This is a genomic window from Sphingopyxis sp., from assembly GCF_019459305.1.
GTDB lineage: Bacteria > Pseudomonadota > Alphaproteobacteria > Sphingomonadales > Sphingomonadaceae > Sphingopyxis.
Map to the genome: position 1 here is coordinate 20,022 of NZ_JAIBES010000011.1, position 18,958 is coordinate 38,979.

At 65.6% G+C, this 18,958-nt stretch carries 17 protein-coding genes; 9 read left to right on the forward strand and 8 right to left on the reverse strand.

The annotated features are described in order from the left end of the window. From K0M74_RS01040 to K0M74_RS01050, 3 genes are all read right to left on the reverse strand, one after another. On the reverse strand, positions 1-1,002 hold the full coding sequence (locus tag K0M74_RS01040) for an arginine N-succinyltransferase (RefSeq protein ID WP_293967040.1): 1,002 nt from the start codon (positions 1,000-1,002) through the stop codon (positions 1-3). Then, positions 999-2,210, reverse strand: coding sequence for a hydrolase (locus tag K0M74_RS01045; protein WP_293967042.1), 1,212 nt, complete (start codon positions 2,208-2,210; stop codon positions 999-1,001). The genes K0M74_RS01040 and K0M74_RS01045 overlap by 4 nt, the downstream gene beginning before the upstream one ends. A gap of 108 nt (positions 2,211-2,318) precedes the next feature. Further along, entirely contained in the window at positions 2,319-2,618 is a 300-nt protein-coding gene (locus K0M74_RS01050; protein ID WP_293967043.1) for a WYL domain-containing protein, read from the reverse strand. Between the two features lie 215 nt (positions 2,619-2,833). On the opposite strand from K0M74_RS01050, the gene K0M74_RS01055 reads away from it, so the two are divergent. From K0M74_RS01055 to K0M74_RS01065, 3 genes are all read left to right on the forward strand, one after another. Then, on the forward strand, positions 2,834-4,927 hold the full coding sequence (locus tag K0M74_RS01055; protein WP_293967045.1) for a malate synthase G: 2,094 nt from the start codon (positions 2,834-2,836) through the stop codon (positions 4,925-4,927). Between the two features lie 257 nt (positions 4,928-5,184). Beyond that, on the forward strand, positions 5,185-7,200 hold the full coding sequence (locus K0M74_RS01060) for a GMC family oxidoreductase N-terminal domain-containing protein (RefSeq protein ID WP_293967047.1): 2,016 nt from the start codon (positions 5,185-5,187) through the stop codon (positions 7,198-7,200). Between the two features lie 119 nt (positions 7,201-7,319). After that, positions 7,320-8,048, forward strand: coding sequence for a rhodanese-related sulfurtransferase (locus K0M74_RS01065; RefSeq protein WP_366932618.1), 729 nt, complete (start codon positions 7,320-7,322; stop codon positions 8,046-8,048). Positions 8,049-8,052: 4 nt separating this feature from the next. Here the strand turns inward: K0M74_RS01065 and K0M74_RS01070 are convergent, their stop codons facing one another. Then, positions 8,053-8,679 carry a class I SAM-dependent methyltransferase gene (locus K0M74_RS01070; RefSeq protein ID WP_293967048.1) on the reverse strand — a complete coding sequence of 209 codons (627 nt, stop codon included), beginning with the start codon at positions 8,677-8,679 and terminating at the stop codon, positions 8,053-8,055. A gap of 94 nt (positions 8,680-8,773) precedes the next feature. Between K0M74_RS01070 and trxB the strand changes: the two genes are divergently transcribed. After that, positions 8,774-9,739 (forward strand): thioredoxin-disulfide reductase, encoded by a 966-nt coding sequence (gene trxB, locus K0M74_RS01075; RefSeq protein ID WP_293967050.1) that lies wholly within the window; start codon positions 8,774-8,776, stop codon positions 9,737-9,739. A 110-nt stretch (positions 9,740-9,849) separates the two neighbouring features. Here the strand turns inward: trxB and K0M74_RS01080 are convergent, their stop codons facing one another. The 4 genes from K0M74_RS01080 to K0M74_RS01095 all read right to left on the reverse strand — a co-directional run bounded on the left by K0M74_RS01080 (position 9,850) and on the right by K0M74_RS01095 (position 12,690). Then, on the reverse strand, positions 9,850-10,650 hold the full coding sequence (locus K0M74_RS01080; RefSeq protein WP_293967052.1) for a hydrolase 1, exosortase A system-associated: 801 nt from the start codon (positions 10,648-10,650) through the stop codon (positions 9,850-9,852). Then, positions 10,635-11,309, reverse strand: a complete 675-nt coding sequence (locus tag K0M74_RS01085) for a hypothetical protein (protein WP_293967054.1) — start codon at positions 11,307-11,309, stop codon at positions 10,635-10,637. The genes K0M74_RS01080 and K0M74_RS01085 overlap by 16 nt, the downstream gene beginning before the upstream one ends. Positions 11,310-11,431: 122 nt before the next feature. Further along, positions 11,432-11,698, reverse strand: a complete 267-nt coding sequence (locus K0M74_RS01090) for an acyl carrier protein (RefSeq protein WP_293967056.1) — start codon at positions 11,696-11,698, stop codon at positions 11,432-11,434. Then, positions 11,695-12,690, reverse strand: a complete 996-nt coding sequence (locus K0M74_RS01095) for a GNAT family N-acetyltransferase (RefSeq protein ID WP_293967058.1) — start codon at positions 12,688-12,690, stop codon at positions 11,695-11,697. The genes K0M74_RS01090 and K0M74_RS01095 overlap by 4 nt, the downstream gene beginning before the upstream one ends. A 35-nt stretch (positions 12,691-12,725) precedes the next feature. On the opposite strand from K0M74_RS01095, the gene K0M74_RS01100 reads away from it, so the two are divergent. The 5 genes from K0M74_RS01100 to K0M74_RS01120 all read left to right on the forward strand — a co-directional run. Further along, positions 12,726-14,261: an acyl-CoA ligase (AMP-forming), exosortase A system-associated gene (locus K0M74_RS01100; RefSeq protein WP_293967060.1), complete on the forward strand. Its 1,536-nt coding sequence runs from the start codon at positions 12,726-12,728 to the stop codon at positions 14,259-14,261. A gap of 126 nt (positions 14,262-14,387) precedes the next feature. Then, positions 14,388-15,617 carry a pyridoxal-dependent decarboxylase, exosortase A system-associated gene (locus tag K0M74_RS01105; RefSeq protein WP_293967068.1) on the forward strand — a complete coding sequence of 410 codons (1,230 nt, stop codon included), beginning with the start codon at positions 14,388-14,390 and terminating at the stop codon, positions 15,615-15,617. 172 nt (positions 15,618-15,789) lie between these two features. Then, positions 15,790-16,446 (forward strand): XrtA/PEP-CTERM system exopolysaccharide export protein, encoded by a 657-nt coding sequence (locus K0M74_RS01110; protein ID WP_293967062.1) that lies wholly within the window; start codon positions 15,790-15,792, stop codon positions 16,444-16,446. Positions 16,447-16,495: 49 nt separating this feature from the next. After that, positions 16,496-18,040 carry an XrtA system polysaccharide chain length determinant gene (locus K0M74_RS01115; protein ID WP_293967064.1) on the forward strand — a complete coding sequence of 515 codons (1,545 nt, stop codon included), beginning with the start codon at positions 16,496-16,498 and terminating at the stop codon, positions 18,038-18,040. A 14-nt stretch (positions 18,041-18,054) separates the two neighbouring features. After that, on the forward strand, positions 18,055-18,958 hold a 904-nt coding region (locus K0M74_RS01120), incomplete at its 3' end, for a P-loop NTPase (protein ID WP_293967066.1).

The window sequence follows — 18,958 nt, forward strand, 5'->3', positions numbered from 1 at the left end:
TCAGCGCCCGATCCAGCTGATGTCGATGCCGACGTCGACGCCGAGCAGCTTTGCAGCCGTACTATCGAGCGTCGACCCGTCGCCGACCTTGCCGAAACAGCAGCGGAAATCGGCGAGCCGCCCGGTCGCGACCAGCGCGTCGTCGCCGGCGTCAGTGATCGCCGAAATCTCGACATGCTTCGCACCCGCGACGCTCGCGACCTGATCGGTGCGCGCGGTCATCGTCGGGCCGCCGTCGAAGATGTCGACATAATTTTCGAACGCGAAATTCTCGTTCTCCAGCATCCGCATCGCGGCACGGCCGCTGGGGTGCGGGACGCCGATGACGCTGCGCGCATGCTCGCTGAGCATCGCGATATAGACGGGATGCTTGGGCATCAGGTCGGCAATGAACTGGTTGCCGTGGACCGCGTTGAACTGATCGGCTTCCTGAAAATTCATCCCGAAAAATTTGCCTGCGACCCCGTCCCAGAACGGGGAGCCACCCGCCTCGTCAATCACGCCGCGCAATTCGGCGAGGATGCGGTCGCCGAAGCGCGCGCGGTGGCGGGCGATGAACAGATAGCGCGAGCGCGCGAGCAGGAGGCCGAGACCGCCCGCGCGCGCCGCCGGGTGGAGGAACAGCCCGCCGACCTCGCTCGATCCGTTGAGGTCGTTGCTCAGCATCAGGATCTGCGCGTGAAAGGTGCGGCCGAGCTGCTCGCTGTGCTTGCTGTCGGTGCCGATGCGGTACGAGTAAAAGGGCCAGCGCTGGCCGACCTGCCCGAAAATCTGGCAGGTGCCGCGCACTTCGCCGCTGTCGAGATCTTCGAGCACGAGCAGGTACAGCTCGTCCGACGGATACTCCTTGTCGCTGGCGAATGAGGCTTCGGTGCGTTCGAGCTTGGTACGCAACGCTTTCTTGTCGGGAGGCAGGTTGGTAAAGCCGCCGCCGGTCAGCTTCGCCATTTCGTAAATGCTCTGCAAATCGCCCGGCTTGGCTGCCCGGATCACGTAATTCACACTGTCCCCCGTTCCGCTATGCGTATCATGGTGAGCGCCGACAACTGCGCGCGTTCGGCGAGGCTGTCGACAATCAGAAATTCGTCCGACGAGTGAATCGCGCCGCCCCGCGGCCCCATGGTGTCGACCACTGGAATCCCGCAGGCGGCGATATTGTTGCCGTCGCAGACGCCGCCCGTGGCGTTCCAGCGGATCGGCGGCAGGCCGAGCGCGGCTCCGCAGTCGCGCACCAGCTCGAACAGGCGCGTCGCGGCGGAATCGAGCGGTTTGGGCGGGCGGTTGAAGCCGCCGTGGAGGTGACAATGGACGTCGTGGTCGCGCTGGATGTTGGCGACCGTGTCACGTAGCGCGGTTTCGGCGGCTACCATTGCCGCGGGGGTTGCGGGGCGCAGGTTGACGCGCAGGATCGCCTGGTCGGGGACGACGTTATTGGGGCCGCCACCGTCGATTCTTGCCGGATTTACCTTTAATTCCAGTGATTTAAGCGCGTTCAGACGCACCGCGAGATCGGCCGCAGCGACGAGAGCGTTGCGGCCCTCTTCGGGGTTGCGGCCGGCATGCGCCGCGCGGCCATGGATGATGACGCTGAAGTTGCCGCTTCCCGGCCTCGCCCCCGCCAGCGTGCCGTCGGGCAGCGCGGGTTCGTAGGTTAAAGCGGCGGTTTTCCCGGCGGCAAGTTCGGCGATCAGCCGCGACGAGGCGTGGCTGCCGGTTTCCTCGTCGCTGTTGATCAACACGTCATAGCCGAGGCGGTCGGCGAACGGTGACGCTTCCAGCGCAGTCAGCGCGGCGAGGATGACCGAAATCCCCGCTTTCATATCGGCAGTGCCGGGGCCGTTGAGGACGCCGGGTTCAAGCCATTTCAGGTTCTGGAACGGATGGTCGGCGGCGAACACCGTGTCCATATGACCGGTGAGCAATAGCTGGACCGGCGCGTCGGGGCGCACCCGAACGTGGAGATGATCACCGCGCTGGATGGTGCTGACCCGGCCCGTGGCATCGACGCTTTCGACCGGATCGGCGGCGACGAGCCGCAGGTCACCGGGTAGCGCGGCAAAGCTGTCGGCGAGCTGCCCCGCGACATTTTTGAGGCCGGCAAGGTTGCCGGTGCCGCTGTTGACCGCGGCCCAGCGTTCGACCTGCGCCAGCATCGGCGCATCGGCGGCGCGTTCGAGCGTGGCGGTTTCGGTGGCCGTAAGCGAGTTCATGGGTCCGGCTATAGCGAGCGGCGCGGCGCTTGCCACCCCCGCCGGGGCGGAATCATCCGCCGACCATCACCCGCGGCTATGGCGCGGCACTTAGACCGCGAGGAGCAGCTAGACCGCGAGGAGCAGCGTGTCGTCGCTTTGCGGCGGCGCGGCTGCGAATGAGGGCAGGGGTTCGAAACTGGCGTCGATCAGCGCCGGTTCGACCAGCCCGTCGAGCTTGAAATGGCCAAGCCGCCGTTCGTCGTCGGAGCGCCAGCTTTTGTCGAGGTTCAGCGCGCTGACGAACAGGTCGCCACGGCGTTCGAACATCTGATGCGGCGCGAGCTTCATCTGCTGGCCGTTATATCGCGCGGTGACGACGCGCTTGCGCGCGATCGCTTCCATCAGCGTCAAACGTGTTTCGTTCATGAGCTCGCCTGGGGGAGGAGGGGAGAGGTTTCGTTGTGCATTGCAACATAATGCACATGCTGGCAGTCCCGGCAAGTGTCGAATCGAAACCGATCGGCTGAAATCCTATGCGTGACATCGCTGCCATTGCCATATTGGGCCAATCGCGGCATAGGGCAGCGGCCCTTTCCTCCCCGGATTCCATTGCGCCATCGCGCTGATCAAAGGGTGCTTGAATGACTGATTTCCTTGACCGCAGCGGCTTGTCCGTCGATTCGCGTTTGGCCGATTTCATCGAGGCGCGCGCGCTTCCCGGCACCGGGCTCGATGCGGCCAAATTCTGGGCCGATTTCGCGGCGTTGCTGGGCAAATTTGCCCCCGAAAATGCGGCGTTGCTCGCCAAGCGCGAGGATTTGCAGGCCAGGATCGATGCCTGGCACCAAGCGCGGGTCGGGCAGGCGCATGACGCCGCCGCTTATCAGGCTTTCCTCCGCGAGATCGGCTATCTAGTCTCCGAACCAGCGGCCTTTGCGGTCGGCACGCAGAATGTCGACCCCGAAATCGCGACGATGGCAGGGCCGCAGCTCGTCGTCCCCGCGCTCAACGCGCGTTTTGCCCTCAACGCTGCCAATGCGCGCTGGGGCAGCTTGTATGACGCGCTCTACGGCACCGACGCGCTCGATGCACCCCCGGCCAAACCGGGGGGCTATGACGCCGAGCGCGGCGCGGCGGTGATTGCGCGCGCCAAGGCGTTTCTGGACGACGCGGTACCGCTGGCGTCGGGCCGCTGGGCCGACTGGCAGGGTGAGCAGCTGACGCTGGCCGATCCGGGGCAGTGGGTCGGCAGCAAGCCCGGCGGCATCCTGCTTCACCACAATGGCCTGCACATCGAACTGGTGATCGATTCGGCGAGCGCAATCGGCAAGACCGACCCGGCGGGCATCGCCGATGTCGTGCTCGAAGCCGCGCTCACCACGATCATCGATCTGGAAGACAGCGTCGCCGCGGTCGATGGCGAGGATAAGACGCTCGGCTACACCAACTGGCTTGGGCTGATGCGCGGCGACCTCACCGAAAGCTTCGCCAAGGGCGGGGCGACGGTGACGCGCGCAATGGAGACCGACCGCGAATGGACCAGCCCGTCGGGCGAGCCGTTAGTCCTCCACGGGCGCAGCGTGATGTTCGTGCGCAACGTCGGCCATCTGATGACGACGCCGATGATCCGGCTGCCAGGCGGTGCCGAAGCGCCCGAGGGGCTGTGCGACGCGGTGATCACCAGCCTGTGCGCGCTCCACGACCTCAAAGGCCTTGGCACGCTAACCAACAGCCGCGCGGGCAGCATTTATATTGTCAAGCCCAAGCAGCATGGCCCTGAGGAATGCGGCTTCACCGACCGACTGTTCGACGCGGTCGAGGATATGCTGGGTCTCGCGCGTCACACGATGAAGGTCGGGGTGATGGACGAGGAACGCCGCACCTCGGCGAACCTCGCCGCGTGCATCCACGCGGTGAAGGACCGCATCGTGTTCATCAACACAGGCTTCCTCGACCGCACCGGCGATGAAATCCATACCAGCATGCGCGCGGGGCCGATGATCCCCAAAGGCGAGATGAAGGCGAGCGATTGGATTGCGTCCTATGAGGATCGCAATGTCCGCATCGGGCTGGCCTGCGGGCTGTCGGGCAAGGCGCAGATCGGCAAGGGCATGTGGGCGATGCCCGACCTCATGAAGGCGATGCTCGACGCCAAGATCGGCCACCCGAAATCGGGCGCGAACACCGCGTGGGTGCCGTCGCCGACCGCCGCGACGTTGCACGCACTACATTATCATCAGGTCGACGTGTTCGCGCGGCAGAAGGAAATCGCGGGCGAAGCCGTGCCGTCGCTCGACCGGTTGCTGAACATCCCGGTCGCCACCGGGCGCAACTGGAGCGAGGCTGAAATTACCCGTGAGCTCGACAATAATTGCCAGGGCATCCTCGGCTATGTCGTGCGTTGGATCGACCAAGGCGTTGGCTGTTCGAAGGTACCCGACATTGACGACGTCGGCCTGATGGAAGACCGCGCGACGTTGCGGATCGCGTCGCAGGCGCTCGCCAACTGGCTGCTGCACGGCGTGTGTTCGGCGGATCAGGTTGATGCAGCGCTGGCTCGGATGGCGGCGAAGGTCGATGGGCAGAATGCGGGTGATCGGCTGTACGAAAAGCTGACGCCCGACGGGATCGCGTATCAGGCGGCGCGGGCGCTGATCTTTGACGGGGTGATCCAGCCGTCGGGTTATACCGAGCCGTTGCTGCACAAGTTCCGGCAGGCGAAAAAGGCGGCCTGAGGCCAGGCGGCTGGTTTCGATGGAAGCGGCCCTATCTTCGCCCATCCTTTTTAGGGAGGGACCGGGGGTGGCTAGCCGCCAAAGGCGGCGTACTTCGCTTGGCTCGCTGTCGCTCGCGCGCCCACCCCTACCTCCTCTCTAAGCGAGAGGGGGTAGGCCAGCAGGTTCCTCATTTACCGCCGCTTCCATACAATATGTCTTGCCCCGGCCCGCTATAACGCGCCATCTTTGGCGCAGGGCAATGTGGGGGCAGGGCGATGACAGCACCGTTTAATTTCGGGCAGCTCAAATTTCTGAAGGCGCTGACCGAGGCGCTGTTTCATGGCGCCGACATGGCGATCACAGCCGGTCAGGTCGTCGACAATATCTGTCAGCTGTTCGAAAAGGTCGGCGGGACTAAGCTCGATGAAATACGCCTGTCGCTGACCGCGACCGAGGTCGTGCTGGGCGGGCCGTTTTTCACCGAGGATGATGTTGCCGGGCGTGCGGCCAAGCTGAAGAACCGGCTCCAGAACAGCCAGATAGACCTGTTTCAGGACATGGCGCGGCTGCGCGGGATTGTTTACGCCTGCTATTATGGCCATTGGCAGTCGGGGCTGACGCCGGGCGATCAGGACGCCAATGTCGCCAACCCGGTGCATCGCCAGATCGGGTTCACGCTGCCCAAACACCGCGCTCGCGGTGCGGGCGAGATGCCAATCACGCCCGTCACGGGGCGCGAGATCGACCCGGCGCATATCCTTGATGCTACCACGCTGGGCGACGAATATGATGTCGTCGTCATCGGATCGGGCGCGGGTGGCGCGGTCGCGGCGCACAATATCGCGGCGCAGGGTTACAAGGTGCTGATTGTCGAGGCGGGGCCGTTTTACCCGTCGCACAAGATCCATCACCACGAACTCGACATGATCGCAAGCCTCTACAAGCATGGCGCGCTCCAGACATCGACTAACCGCGATTTTGTGGTGTTCCAGGGGCGCTGCGTCGGCGGGTCGTCCACGATCAACAACGGCATCTGTCTGCGCGTCAACGAGGCGGGGCGGACGCACCCCGACGCGCAGGATGTGCTGGCGAAATGGGCGAGCATCGGGGCGCCGATCGATGCTGCGGCCTTTCACGCCAGCTATGATGCGGTGCAGACGAAGCTGGGCATCGCGCGGATCGAACCGCGCAGCGGGCGGCACAACGGGCCGCACCTGATAGAAGGGTGGAAGGCTTATGCCGGGGCGTCGGGCAAGCCGCGCGATGCGCGCGCGATCACCGACTGGTTCGCCAAGAATTTCGGGCCGCCGAATACCCCTAAAGCCTGTGCCTATTGCGGATACTGCAATTCGGGCTGTCCCTATGGCCGTCGGATGGGGGTAGCGCAGACCTATTTGCCCGCGGCGTGCCGCGATTATGGCGCGCGCATCCTGCCCGATACCAAGGCCGAACGGATCGTCTGGCAGACCGCCTATGACGGGCGGCGCGAGGCCGAGGCGGTGGTGCTGATCCTGCCAGGCGACGCGCGCGTGATGGTGCGGGCGCGGGTCGGCGTGGTGGTCGCGGGCGGCACGATCGCGTCATCGAAGCTGCTCGACCGCAGCGACATCGACGGCACCGGCTATCAGGTGTCGCTGAACGTCGCCTCGCCGGTCGTTGCGCTGATGCTCGACGGGGTTGGCGGCGACGCTTGGGACGAGGATCAGATGTCGAGCTATGTCGATGTCGGCGACTATCTGCTTGAGAGCCATTTCCAGCCGCCGATGTCGATGGCGTCGCTGATGCCGGGCTGGTTCGCCGACCATGCAGACCGGATGAAAAATTTCGGGCGCGTGCATTCGGCGGGCATATTGTTCCCCGCCGACCGGCGCGGGCGGGTGGTGAACGACAAATTGCAGTTCCAGCTTGACGCCACCGATGACCTGCCGGTGCTGCGCGATGCGATGGCGACGCTGACCAAGGTGCATTTCGCGGCAGGGGCGATCGAATGTTATCCGGCGCTGGCCAAGGGGCAGGTGGTGACGCCCGACATGGACATCGACGCCTTTTTTGCGGACGCGATCCGCGAACAGGATGATGTGACGCTATCGAGCAGTCACCCGCATGGTGGCAATGCGATCAATGAGGATCCTTCGCATGGCATCGTCGATCTGGACTGCCGGGTGCATGGGACGACCAATGTGCTGGTCACCGACGCGAGCGTTTTTCCCAGCTGCATCCGGGTGAACGCGCAATGGACGACGATGGCGATGGCGCATTATGCCACGGGGCGGAGTGATCCGTTTGGATAAAAAAGCTCTGTCATTGCGAAGAGCGAAGCGACGCGGCAATCCAGAATGTGCATAAAACGCTCTGGATTGCTTCGCTTCGCTCGCAATGACGGCGGCTTTTGTCTAAGGGGGCCGCCCTTATGACCCTCACCGTTGCCGCCCTCTATCGCTTCGCGCCGTTCGACGATCCCGCCGCGCTGCGCCAGCCGCTAATCGACCTGTGCGCCGCGCAACGGGTGAAGGGGACGTTACTTTTGGCCCGCGAAGGGATCAACGGCACGATTGCCGGCAGCGAGGCCGGGATTGCCGCGGTGCTGGGCCACATTCGCGCGCTGCCTGACTGCGTCGCGCTCGACGTCAAATATTCGGTCGCGGCGGCGATGCCGTTCCAGCGGCTGAAGGTGCGGCTGAAGAAGGAAATCGTGACGCTGAAGGTTGCGGGGCTCGACCCGGCGCGCGATGCGGCGCCTTATGTCGATCCCGCCGACTGGAACGCGCTGGTCGACGATCCGGACACGGTGCTGATCGACACGCGCAACGGGTTTGAGGTGGGCTATGGGAGTTTCGCCGGCGCAGTCGATCCCGCGACGAAGAGCTTTGGCGAGTTCCCCGACTGGTGGCGCGCCAATGCCGAGCGTTTTGCGGGGAAGCGGGTGGCGATGTTCTGTACGGGGGGCATCCGCTGCGAAAAATCGACGGCGTTTCTGCGCCACGAAGGGGTCGAGGATGTCGTGCACCTGAAGGGCGGCATCCTGGCGTATCTGGAGCAGGTTCCGGCGGCAGAAAGCCGTTGGCAAGGGAGCTGTTTTGTGTTCGATGAACGGGTGAGTGTGGGGCATGGGCTGGTTGAGGTGGGCGAGAAGGCGTGACGTGTCAGGCGTTTAGCCGCGCAGCGCCATATTCGTACCAGCCGAACGGGCGCGGGGTTTTGGGAATATAGGCGGCGGCCTGCCGGTCGACGGCAAAGCCTGCCTGTTCATAAGCGCCGGAAATCGGACGGGTCAGGTGGCAATTGCCGCCGATGCGTTTCCACACCGGTTCGATCCGCCGCTGCCATTTCGCGACCCCGGCATCGGGCGCGGCGCCATGTTCGAGGAACAGCGCGGTGCCGCCGGGTTTCAGCACGCGGCGGATTTCGGCCAGAACCGCCGCCTGATCGGCGACCGAGCAGAGGGTAAAGGTAGTGACAACGGTGTCGAAGCGCGCGTCACCGAACGGCATGGCTTCGCCGAAGCCGCCCTGAATGTCGGCCGCCATGCCGCGTGCCTGCGCCGCGGCGCGGCTCATCGCGAGCAGTTCGGGCGAAGGGTCGAGGCCGGTGAAGCTGGTGACGCCGGCGGGATCGTAAAATTCCATATTGATGCCGCCGCCGCAGCCGAGCTCCAGCACGTCTCCGCGCGCGTGCGGTACGACCTCGCTGCGCAGCTTCATGATCTGCCCCTGCGAACAGGCGCATTTGATCAGCCGCGGCACCCCATGACGTTCCCACCAGCTTGCCATTTTTCGGACTCCCCTTGGCGTGGAAGATGACCCTTGCTAGCGCGGTTGGCAACACCCATCTGTGCGTGTCCGCACAGCCCTTTGAAAGACCGTCATGCCCAGCGTTCACCACACCAAGATGCTCATCCTCGGCTCCGGCCCCGCGGGCCTGTCGGCCGCCATCTATGCCGCGCGTGCGGGGATGATGCCGATTGTCGTTCAGGGGTTGCAACCCGGCGGCCAGCTGACGATCACCACCGACGTGGAAAACTATCCCGGTTTTGCCGAGGTGGTGCAGGGGCCGTGGCTGATGGAACAGATGACCGCGCAGGCGGTGCATGTCGGGACGTCGATGATCTGGGACACGATTGTCGACGTCGACCTGTCGCAGCGCCCGTTCAAGATCACCGGCGACGGCGGCGATGTCTATATGGCCGAAACCCTCGTGATCGCGACCGGCGCGCAGGCGAAATGGCTGGGCGTTCCGGGCGAGGAGGAGCTGGGCGGAAAGGGTGTGTCGGCCTGTGCTACCTGTGATGGTTTCTTCTATCGCGGCAAGAAGGTCGTGGTGATCGGCGGCGGCAACACCGCGGTCGAGGAGGCGCTGTACCTGACCAACCACAGCGACGACGTGACGCTGATCCACCGCCGCGACCATTTGCGTGCCGAAAAGATCTTGCAGGATCGGCTCCACGCCAATCCGAAGATCAAGGTGCTGTGGAACAAGAAGGTCGACCGGTTCGTCGCGGGTGAGGGCGTTTCGGGGCTGGTAGGTGTCGATCTGATTGACACCGTCACGGGTGAGGCGAGCCACGAGCCGACCGATGGCGGGTTCGTCGCGATCGGCCACAGTCCGTCGACCGAGCTGTTCAAGGGCAAGCTGCCGCTGGATAGCGATGGGTATCTGGCGGTGACGCCGGGGACGTCGCTGACCTCGATCCCAGGGGTGTTCGCGGCGGGCGATGTGGCCGACAAGGTCTATCGCCAGGCGGTCACTGCAGCGGGCATGGGCTGCATGGCGGCGCTGGATGCCGAGCGGTTTTTGGCTGAGGCGGAGTATAAGGCGTTGGTTGAGGCCTGATCTACGAAAGCCCCTCGAGAGGTTGGGGTGGGGCTTGCGGCCTTGGGCAAGATCGCTGGCGCCCACCCGCTGCGACTAGGCAGAAAGCTGCCAAGTCTCGCTACCCTCCCCTAAAGGGTAGCGTTAAGAATCGCCAGAACGCGCGCCACCAGCCATTCCCCGTCATCCCCGACAAAGCTGTGTGAGGCGCTGACCAGTCGTTCAACCGGCACTGCGCCCGGATCGCAATTTTCTACAAACGCCTGCGCTGTCCGATCACCGGTGGCGAGCAGGATCGTTGCGGGGCAGGGCAGGGTGGCGAGCGCCGTACTCAGGCGGGCGGACAGGCTGCCGGGCGCGGCGGGCGCGGAGCGGCGCCCCAGCGCGGACAGGCCGCGGGCCAGCTTCTTGATATCGATTTCGCCCTTGAGCAGCCGGAGCAGGCTTTCGGGGTCGGTCAGCCGCGCCAGGTAGCGCGCGCGGATCGCTGCGGCCGGGGGCAGCGCGGGTTCTTCGGTTTCGCCGCTGTCGTCGCTTTCGTAAGTCCACGGATTGGCGAGGATCAGGCCGTCGAGTGCGAGCGGCTGGTGAAGCAGCAGTGCGCTGGCGGCGTCGCAATTGCCGAAGGCTATGATGCGGGTCAGCTGCGGCGCGGCGCGGCGGAAGGCGGCGACCGCGGCGGCGATGTCGGGGGCGCTGCTGGTGTAGCCGCCGTTTTTGCCCTCGCTGTCGCCGATGCCGCGCCGGTCGAAACGGAAAACGGGGTGACCGGCTTCGGCGATGCGCTGCGCCAGCGTCGCCATGCCGCGATGCGCGCCGCTGCGGATTTCATTGCCGCCCGAGACGATGAGCAGGCCGGTAGCGCCCGGCGCGTTGTCGAGCGTCGCGGCGAGGGTGGCGCCTTCGCAGGGAAAGGTCAGCTGATGCCGCATGTCTTGCTCCATGCAGCGATGTCGGCGGCGATCGCCTTGGCCATGGCGGCGTCCTCGCCGGGTTCGGCGCGCAGCCATAGCGGCGTTCCGGCGATGACGTCGGCGCCGCTGCCGAGGGTGACGGAGCGGAGCGGGGCGACGGGCTGGATTTCAGCGCTGCCGAGCTGCGCGATCATGGCGGGGGAGAGCCTGTTGCCTGCCAGGAGCAGCGGTACAGTCGAGGCTTCGGCTTGCAGGCTGTCGAGCGACGAGGTCCGCCCCGCTTCTCGGTCGGCGGCGATGCGCGCGCGCATCAGGGTGCGGAGCAGCGAGGCGCCGCCGATAGGGGCGAGTCGCCACCGGGCGGCGGCTTTTGGGTAGTGGTCGATCAGTGCGCCGCCGCGGAGCGAGGCGATGATCAGCGGGCCGTCGATGGTCGCGGCTGCTTCGGCGAGCGCGTTTTGCCAGCTGGCAAGCTCGACCTTTTCGAGCGGGACGAGGCTTTCATTCTGGCCGGGGAGATCGGGGAGCAGGGCGGCAAAACCGTCCGCCGTCAGCGCGCGCATGGCGAGAACCAAAGTGCGACGCGTGCGGTTGGCTTCCTCGAAGAGCGGCGGGACGATCAGGATCGTGGCGCGCGGGGTGCCGGTGGGGTGGATGCGGAAGCAATGCTCGGCCATCGTTCAGGCCGTTCGTGTGTCCCCGCGAAGGCGGGGACCCATCACCTTACGGTTCGAAATCGCGCCGGCAGGAGATGGACCCCCGCCTTCGCGGGGGAGCAATAAGAAGTAGATTGTGGCGATCACTCGCCAACCTTGCGTAGCGAGAACGCCAGCAAATTGCCGTAGGTTTCAAAGATCTCACCATCGATCTCGTCATCGTCAATGAGGATGCCGAGGCGGTCTTCCATCTCGGTCAGGACCGTCGCGACTGCCATCGAATCGAACTCGGGCAGCGCGCCGAACAGGCCGCTGTCGGCGGTCAGCGCCGCGGCGCGGTCTTCGCCGAGGCCAAGGACATCGGCGAGCAGGGCGCGAAGGGTGGCGTCGACGGTATCGGGTTCGGTCACGATTCTTTCCTCAGCTGGGAACGGGCGAAGGCCTTGAGTGCCGGTCCCCATGCCGCGAGGCGCGAAGGATTGAAAGCCTCGATCCGCCACAGCGGGTCGTGGCGGTTCATCCAGTCGCGCTTGTAACCGTCGTTGCCGGTGCCGAAATCGATGCGTTTGACGCCGTCCACTTCGATCACATGGCGGAACAGCGCCGCGGACAACAAGGTGCCGGGCGAGGCCTTGAGGCTGTCTTCGACATGCGCAAGCTTGTGGATGAAGGCAGTGCCGTCCTCGACGGTCCAAAACTGCGCCGCGACGGGGATGCCTTCGATGCGCGCGAGGCCCATCCGCAAGGTGCCGCGCGCGCCCTCGGCCTCGGCAAAGGCGCGGAGCAGCGCGGGGTGGCCTTCTTCGGGTTTCCAGCTGGCCGCATAAATCTGTTCATAGGCTGCCCAGCTGCCGTCGTCGAAGGCGGTGAGCAGCTGGATATCGACGATACCCTTTTTTGCCTTGCGCTGGACGGTGCTGCGCAGCGCGCCGGGGCGGCTGGTCCACCAAGCGTCATGGTCCATATCGCCGAGGTCAAGCCAGTGGCGGTCGCCCGCGGGCGTGGCTTTGACCCACCAGCCCGCGGCTCGGAGCGCGGCGGTGAGCTCGTCGGGGTCGCTGACCGGATAGAGCGTCAGGCGTCCGGCGGTGCGGCGGAGATTTTGGGACAACGCGCGCCGGGCGGTGTTGTAGTCGCCGTCGCCGGTATAGAGCGGGCGGATCGCGAAGCTGTACCAGTTGGTGAGGCCCGCGACCTCGCCCGGCTCGTCGATCCGCAGCGGCAGCCATGCGGTGACGCCGCCCGCGCGGCCATGCGCGTCGACCCGGCCCTGCCCGGCAAAGCCATACGCTTCGAGCAGGTCGAACCACGCCGCGCGGTCGAAGGGCGACGCGAAGCCCGCCGCGCGCGCTGTCGCGGGCAATCGCTCATCATTAGCGTGATGTTCACCGTTCCCTTGCATGGTGTCGCCCTCTATCACTTCACTCCTAACAGCCGATGACCAAAGCCGAAAACCCATCATCCAGGCCGATTGACCATCTCGCCCGCTGCGGCGCGTCGGACGCGGCTGCGCTGCTGATCGGTGATGGGGTGATGACGTTTGCCGAATTGGATGCGGGGGTCGCGCGGCTGGCGGCGTGGCTGCTGGGTCAGGCGGGCGGGCCGGGCGAACGGGTCGCAAGCTGGGTCGCGAAGACGAGGGCAGCGTGTCTGATGCCGCTGGCGGCGGCGCGCGCGGGACTGATCCATGTGCCGGTCAATCCGCTGCTAAAAGGGCCGCAGGTGGCGCATATTTTGGCGGATAGCGGGGCGAAGCTGCTGATCACAAATGGCGCGCGCGAGGATATGCTGGGCGACGGGCGGCCCGATAATTGCGTGGTGCAGGATTTGAAGGTCGCCGAGGCGGTGATCGATTCGAGCGGAGAGGGACTGGCGCCCTCGGCTGCCGATCCCGATGATCTGGCGGCGATCCTCTACACCAGTGGCTCCACCGGGCGGCCGAAGGGCGTGATGCTGAGCCATGCCAATTTATGGCTGGGGGCCGAGAGTGTTGCGTCCTATCTGAAGCTCGTCCCTGATGACCGGGTGCTCGCGGTGCTGCCGCTGAGTTTCGATTATGGGCAGAACCAGCTGCTGTCATCCTGGTATGCGGGCGCCGTGGTGGCGCCGCTCGATTATCTGACCCCGCGTGACGTCGTGAAGGCGGTGGCGCGGCACCGCGCGACGACGCTGGCGGGGGTGCCGCCCTTGTGGGTGCAATTGGTCGAGAGCGACTGGCCCGCCGAGGCGGCCGCACATCTGAAGCGCCTGACCAACAGCGGCGGGGCGCTGACGCCGTCGCTGATCGACGCGATGAGGGCGACCTTTCCGAACGCGGAGATCACTCCGATGTACGGGCTGACCGAGGCGTTTCGGTCGACCTATCTGGAGCCGAAACTCGTCGCCGATCATCCGACATCGATGGGCCGTGCAATCCCGCACGCCGAGATTTTGGTTTGCCGCCCCGACGGGACGATCACCGCCGACGAGGAACCGGGCGAGCTGGTGCATTGCGGGCCGCTGGTCGCGCAGGGCTATTGGCAGGATGCGGAGCGGACCGCCGATCGGTTCAAACCGGCGCCGCGCGTGTCGCGCTATGGCGGGATGGCGGTTTGGTCAGGCGACACGGTGCGCCGCGACGCCAATCACTTGCTCTATTTTGTCGGGCGCGACGATGCGATGATCAAGACTGCGGGGAACCGTGTGAGCCCGACCGAGGTCGAGGAGGTGGCGGTCGCGTCGGGGCTGATTTTTGAAGCGGTCGCGTTCGGGGTACCCGATGCGCGGTTGGGCGCGGCGATCGTGCTGATCGTTCGAGGCAAGGGCGGGGGCGCCGACGAAGCAGGGCTGGCTGCCTATCTGCGCCAGAACCTGCCAAATTTCATGCAGCCGCAGGCGATCGAATGGCGCGATGCGCTGCCCCGCAATCCGAATGGCAAGCTCGACCGGGTGGCGATCGCCGCCCATTGGGGGCATGAGTGCCATGATGTTTAAATTCTCCGTTCGCATCGAGCGAAGTCGAGATGCCCATCGACTGAGCGCTGCCCCGATGGGTGTCTCGACTTCGCTCGACACGAACGGATGCCGGGAGCCCAATTTATCGTCCGCGAGAGTGGCGGCATGAAGCCGCACGGTCCGATCCCGCCCGGTTTTGCCGCCGACGAAGACGGCATGTTGTTGATCGGCGGCGACCGCGCCGACACGCTCGCCGACATGGCGGGTGACACGCCGCTGTTCGTTTACGACAGCGCGATGCTGACCGCACGGGTCGCCGCATGGCGCGCTGCGATGCCCGCCGAAGTGCAGCTCCATTTTGCGATGAAGGCGAACCCCTATCCGCCACTGCTCGCCTTCATGGCGCGGTTGGTCGACGGGTTCGATGTCGCTTCGGGCGGCGAGTTGAAGGCGGCGATCGACAGCGGGATGGCGGCGGCGCACATCAGCTTTGCCGGACCCGGGAAGCGCGACCGCGAGCTGGAAGCGGCGATTATCGTGGGGGCGACGCTCAATCTGGAATCGGCGGGCGAAGCGGCGCGCGCGCTGGCGATAGCGGCACGGAACGGGGTGACGCCGCGCCTTGCGGTGCGCGTCAATCCGGACTTTGACCTCAAAGGATCGGGGATGAAGATGGGCGGCGGTGCCAAGCCGTTCGGGGTCGATGCTGCCGAGGTTCCGGCGCTGGTGCGTCGGCTAATTGCCGCGGGGGCCGATTGGCAGGGTTTCCATATTTTTGCGGGATCGCAGGCACTTGATGCGGCGGCGATCGCCGATACGCAGGCGCAGACCGTCGCGCTGGCGGCGCGGCTGGCGGACGAGATCGGCGCCACGCCGCCGCTGGTCAATCTGGGCGGCGGGATGGGGGTTCCCTATTTTCCCGGCGATACAGCGGTCAATGCCGCGGCGGTCGGGTCGGCGCTGGGCGAGACGCTCGCGGCGCGGCCCGCGGTGCTCGCGGACAGCCGCTTTGCGATGGAACTCGGGCGCTGGCTGGTGGCCGAGGCGGGGGTGTATCTGACCCGTATCGTCGATCGCAAGTCGAGTCATGGCGAGACGTTTCTGGTGACCGACGGCGGGCTGCATCACCAGCTCGCGGCAAGCGGCAATTTCGGGACGGTGATCCGTCGCAACTATCCGATCGCGGTCGCGAACGCCTTCGGCCGCGACCCGACCGAAACAGTGTCGGTCGTCGGCTGCCTCTGCACCCCGCTCGACCGGTTGGGCGATCAGGTCGCGCTGCCGCGCGCCGACGTTGGCGACCTGATCGCGATATTTCAGGCGGGGGCCTATGGCGCCAGCGCGAGCCCGGCGGCGTTCCTGGGGCAGGGTCCGGCGCGCGAAATGCTGATCTGACCCGGCAAAACCTGTTTCTTAACGGGACAGTTATGCCGATGTGCTGGTCACACTTATCGCAATACTAACTCTATGTTCACCCTTTTCGAGCAAGAGCGGAAGCTGACGCAATGACGGTCGTCGCGGGGATTGCGCCGCGGCGGCGGCCCGCGGCACGAAAGGTTGATTGTTTATGGCTTCGTTCCCCTCGCTTCGCGTCGCCCGCGCCGCGCTCGTTTCCGGTATCGCGGCGACTGCGCTTTGCGGCTGCGCGAGCGGCGGCAGCAGCGCGCCGCAGCTGCCCAGCGCGAACTTTGTCCAGAATCAGGAGGGGCCGGGCGAAGAGTATATCATCGGCCCGCTCGACGAGCTGCAGATCTTTGTGTGGCGCAACCCCGAGCTTGGCGGCAAGGTGCAGGTGCGCCCCGACGGGCGGATCACCACCCCGCTGATCACCGACATGCCTGCGGTCGGCAAGACCCCGACGATGTTGCAGCAGGACATCAAGCTGCAACTGAGCCAATATATCACCGACCCGATCGTCAGCGTGATCGTGACGACGTTCAACAGCACCTTTTCGCAGCAGGTGCGCGTGGTCGGCGCGACCGAAAAACCGGCGTCGATTCCGTTCCGCGCCAACATGACCGTGCTCGACGCAATGATTGCAGTCGGTGGGCTGGGCGAATATGCGGCTGGAAACAAGGCACGACTTGTCCGTTTCGACAAGGGTAGCGGCAAGCAGCAGGAATTTGGCCTGCGGCTGAACGACCTGATCAAGCGCGGCGATATCAAGGCCAATGTGCGGTTGCAGCCCGGCGATGTCATCATCATCCCCGAAAGCATGTTCTGACCCCGAACGACGGCCAATAGTCTCATCTCCCAAGGATTGATCGCAACCGATGAACAGCCTTTACGACGAATTCCGGGTGGCGCTGCATAGCGTCTGGACGCGCCGGTGGCTCGTGCTGGCGGTGGCGTGGGGCATCTGCATTCTCGGCTGGCTGGCGATCGCGTCGATCCCCAACCGTTATGACTCGCGCGCCCGGCTGCTCGTCGACATCAACGAAATCCTGCCCGACGATCCGCAGGGCGGTGCCTATGGCGGTCGTCAGCGGATTGACCAGATCCGCGAAACGCTGACCAGCGCGCGCAATCTGGAAAAGGTCGCGGCGACCACCGGCCTGCTGCCTGCGGGTGCCGGAGAGCGCGAGAAAGCCGGCGCGGTCGCGATGCTGCAAAAGAGCATCAAGGTGATCCCGCAGCAGGACAATATCTTTGAAATTACTTCGAGCGTGGGTGTCGGTAGCCTGTCGGATGCCGACAATGCCAAGCTGGCGTCGGGCGTGCTCGACAGCCTGATTACCGTGTTCCGCGACGACCAGCTGCGCGGCGGGCGGATGAATGCGCGCGAGGGATTGAAATTTCTCGATGCGCAGATCGCCGACCGCGAAAAGGCGCTGCGCGAAGTCGAAGCGCGGCGGGCGGCGTTCGAGGCGCAGAATATCGGGCTGATCCCCGGCGGCGCCGGATCGCCCGCGCAGCGCGTCGAGGCAGCGCGCGCCGAACTCGGCCAGATCGATTCGCAACTCGTGGCGGCGCAGGCACAATTGGCGGCGGCGAACGGCCAGCTTGCCGCGACCCCGGCAACGATCAACGTCCCCGGGATGGGCAGCGTCGGCGGCGGTGTCGCACGGCAGCAGCTGGCGGGGGCGCAGAATGAATTGTCGTCGATGCGTTCGCGCGGGCTGACCGACGCGCATCCCGACGTCATCGCGTTGAAAAGCCAGATCGCGTCGCTGAAAGCCATGGCCGACCGCGAAGGCGCGGGCGGCGGCGGTGGCAATTCGCAGAACCCGGCCTATGCCTCGCTCGCCGCGATGCGCGCCGAACGACAGGCGACGGTGAGCGCACTCAACGCGCGTAAGGCGCAGCTGACCGGCGACATCGCGCGCATCACGAGCCAGCAAATCCAGAACCCCGGCATCGCCGCCGAATATGACCGGATCAACGGCGAATATACCGCGTTCAAGGCACAATATGACAAGCTGCTGGGCCAGCGCGAACAGGTGCGGATGCGCGGCGACGTGCAGACCGAAACCGACGCGATCAAGATCGAACTGCTCGATCCGCCGACGAAACCGACCAGCCCTGCGGCACCCAATCGGCCGTTGTTCCTGACCCTGGTGCTGCTCGCGGGCATGGGCGGCGGCGTCGCCGCGGCCTTTGGCCTCGCCCAGGTCCGCACCAGCTATGCCACAGCGGCTAAGCTGGAGCGTGCCAGCGGATTGCCGGTGATCGGTTCGATCACCGAAGTGGTCATCCCCGAACGCCATGTCGAACGGCGCAAGAAGCTGGTGTGGCTGGCAAGCGGCGGCGGAGCGTTGGTCGGCCTCTACGCCTTGCTGCTGGTCGCCGAATTCATCCAGCGCGGCATGGTTGCGTGACGGGGGACGATGACATGAACGACCAACGCAAAGTCAAGCGCCCGCCCTCGCTCCTCGAACGCGCAGCCGATATGTTCGGCCTCGATCCCGCCGCCAATGCGCCGACGATCGACGTGTCGAGCCTGCCGCCCGAAGCGCCGAAAAGGGCGAAGAAGGTCAAGGCGGAACCCGTCGCCGAAGTTTTACCGCCCGAAAGCGCCCATCCCGTCGCCGAGGCCGCACCGACGATCGAAACCGTACCGACGCCCAAGTCTTCGCCGCGCAAGGAGATCGCCAAGGCGGCGCCCGCGATCGTGCCGGCGCGGCAGGGGACGATCGACCGCGAGCGCCTTGCGGCGCGCGGGATGATCGTGCCGGGTACCCCGGTCACGGGCATTTCCGAAGAATATCGCATCGTGAAGCGCGAGCTGATCCGCAATTTCGGTGGCGTCGGCAATCGCCCGATCCTGCCGCGCGGCCACCGCGTGCTGATCGCGTCGGCGAACCCGGGCGAGGGCAAGACCTTCTCCGCGGTCAACCTCGCACTCAGCCTGGCGGTCGAGGCCGACCATGACGTGCTGCTGATCGACGCCGACATTGCCAAGCCGAGCGTGCTCGAAGCCTTGGGGCTGGAGGATGGTCCGGGGCTGATGGACGCGCTCGCCGATGCGCATTTGCCGCTGGGCGACTGCCTGATCCAGACCGATATTCCGGGGCTGAAGGTCATGCCCGCGGGGGCCGGGCATATGCACGACACCGAACTGCTCGCGTCGGCGCGCACCGATGCGTTGCTGGCGCAGCTCGAACAGGGCGTCCCGGGCCGCATCCTGATCATCGATTCGCCGCCAGTGCTGGCGGCGTCGCCCGCCCCAGTGCTGGCGGGGCATGTGGGGCAGACGATCAAGGTCGTGCGCGGCGACGAAACATTGGAATACCCCC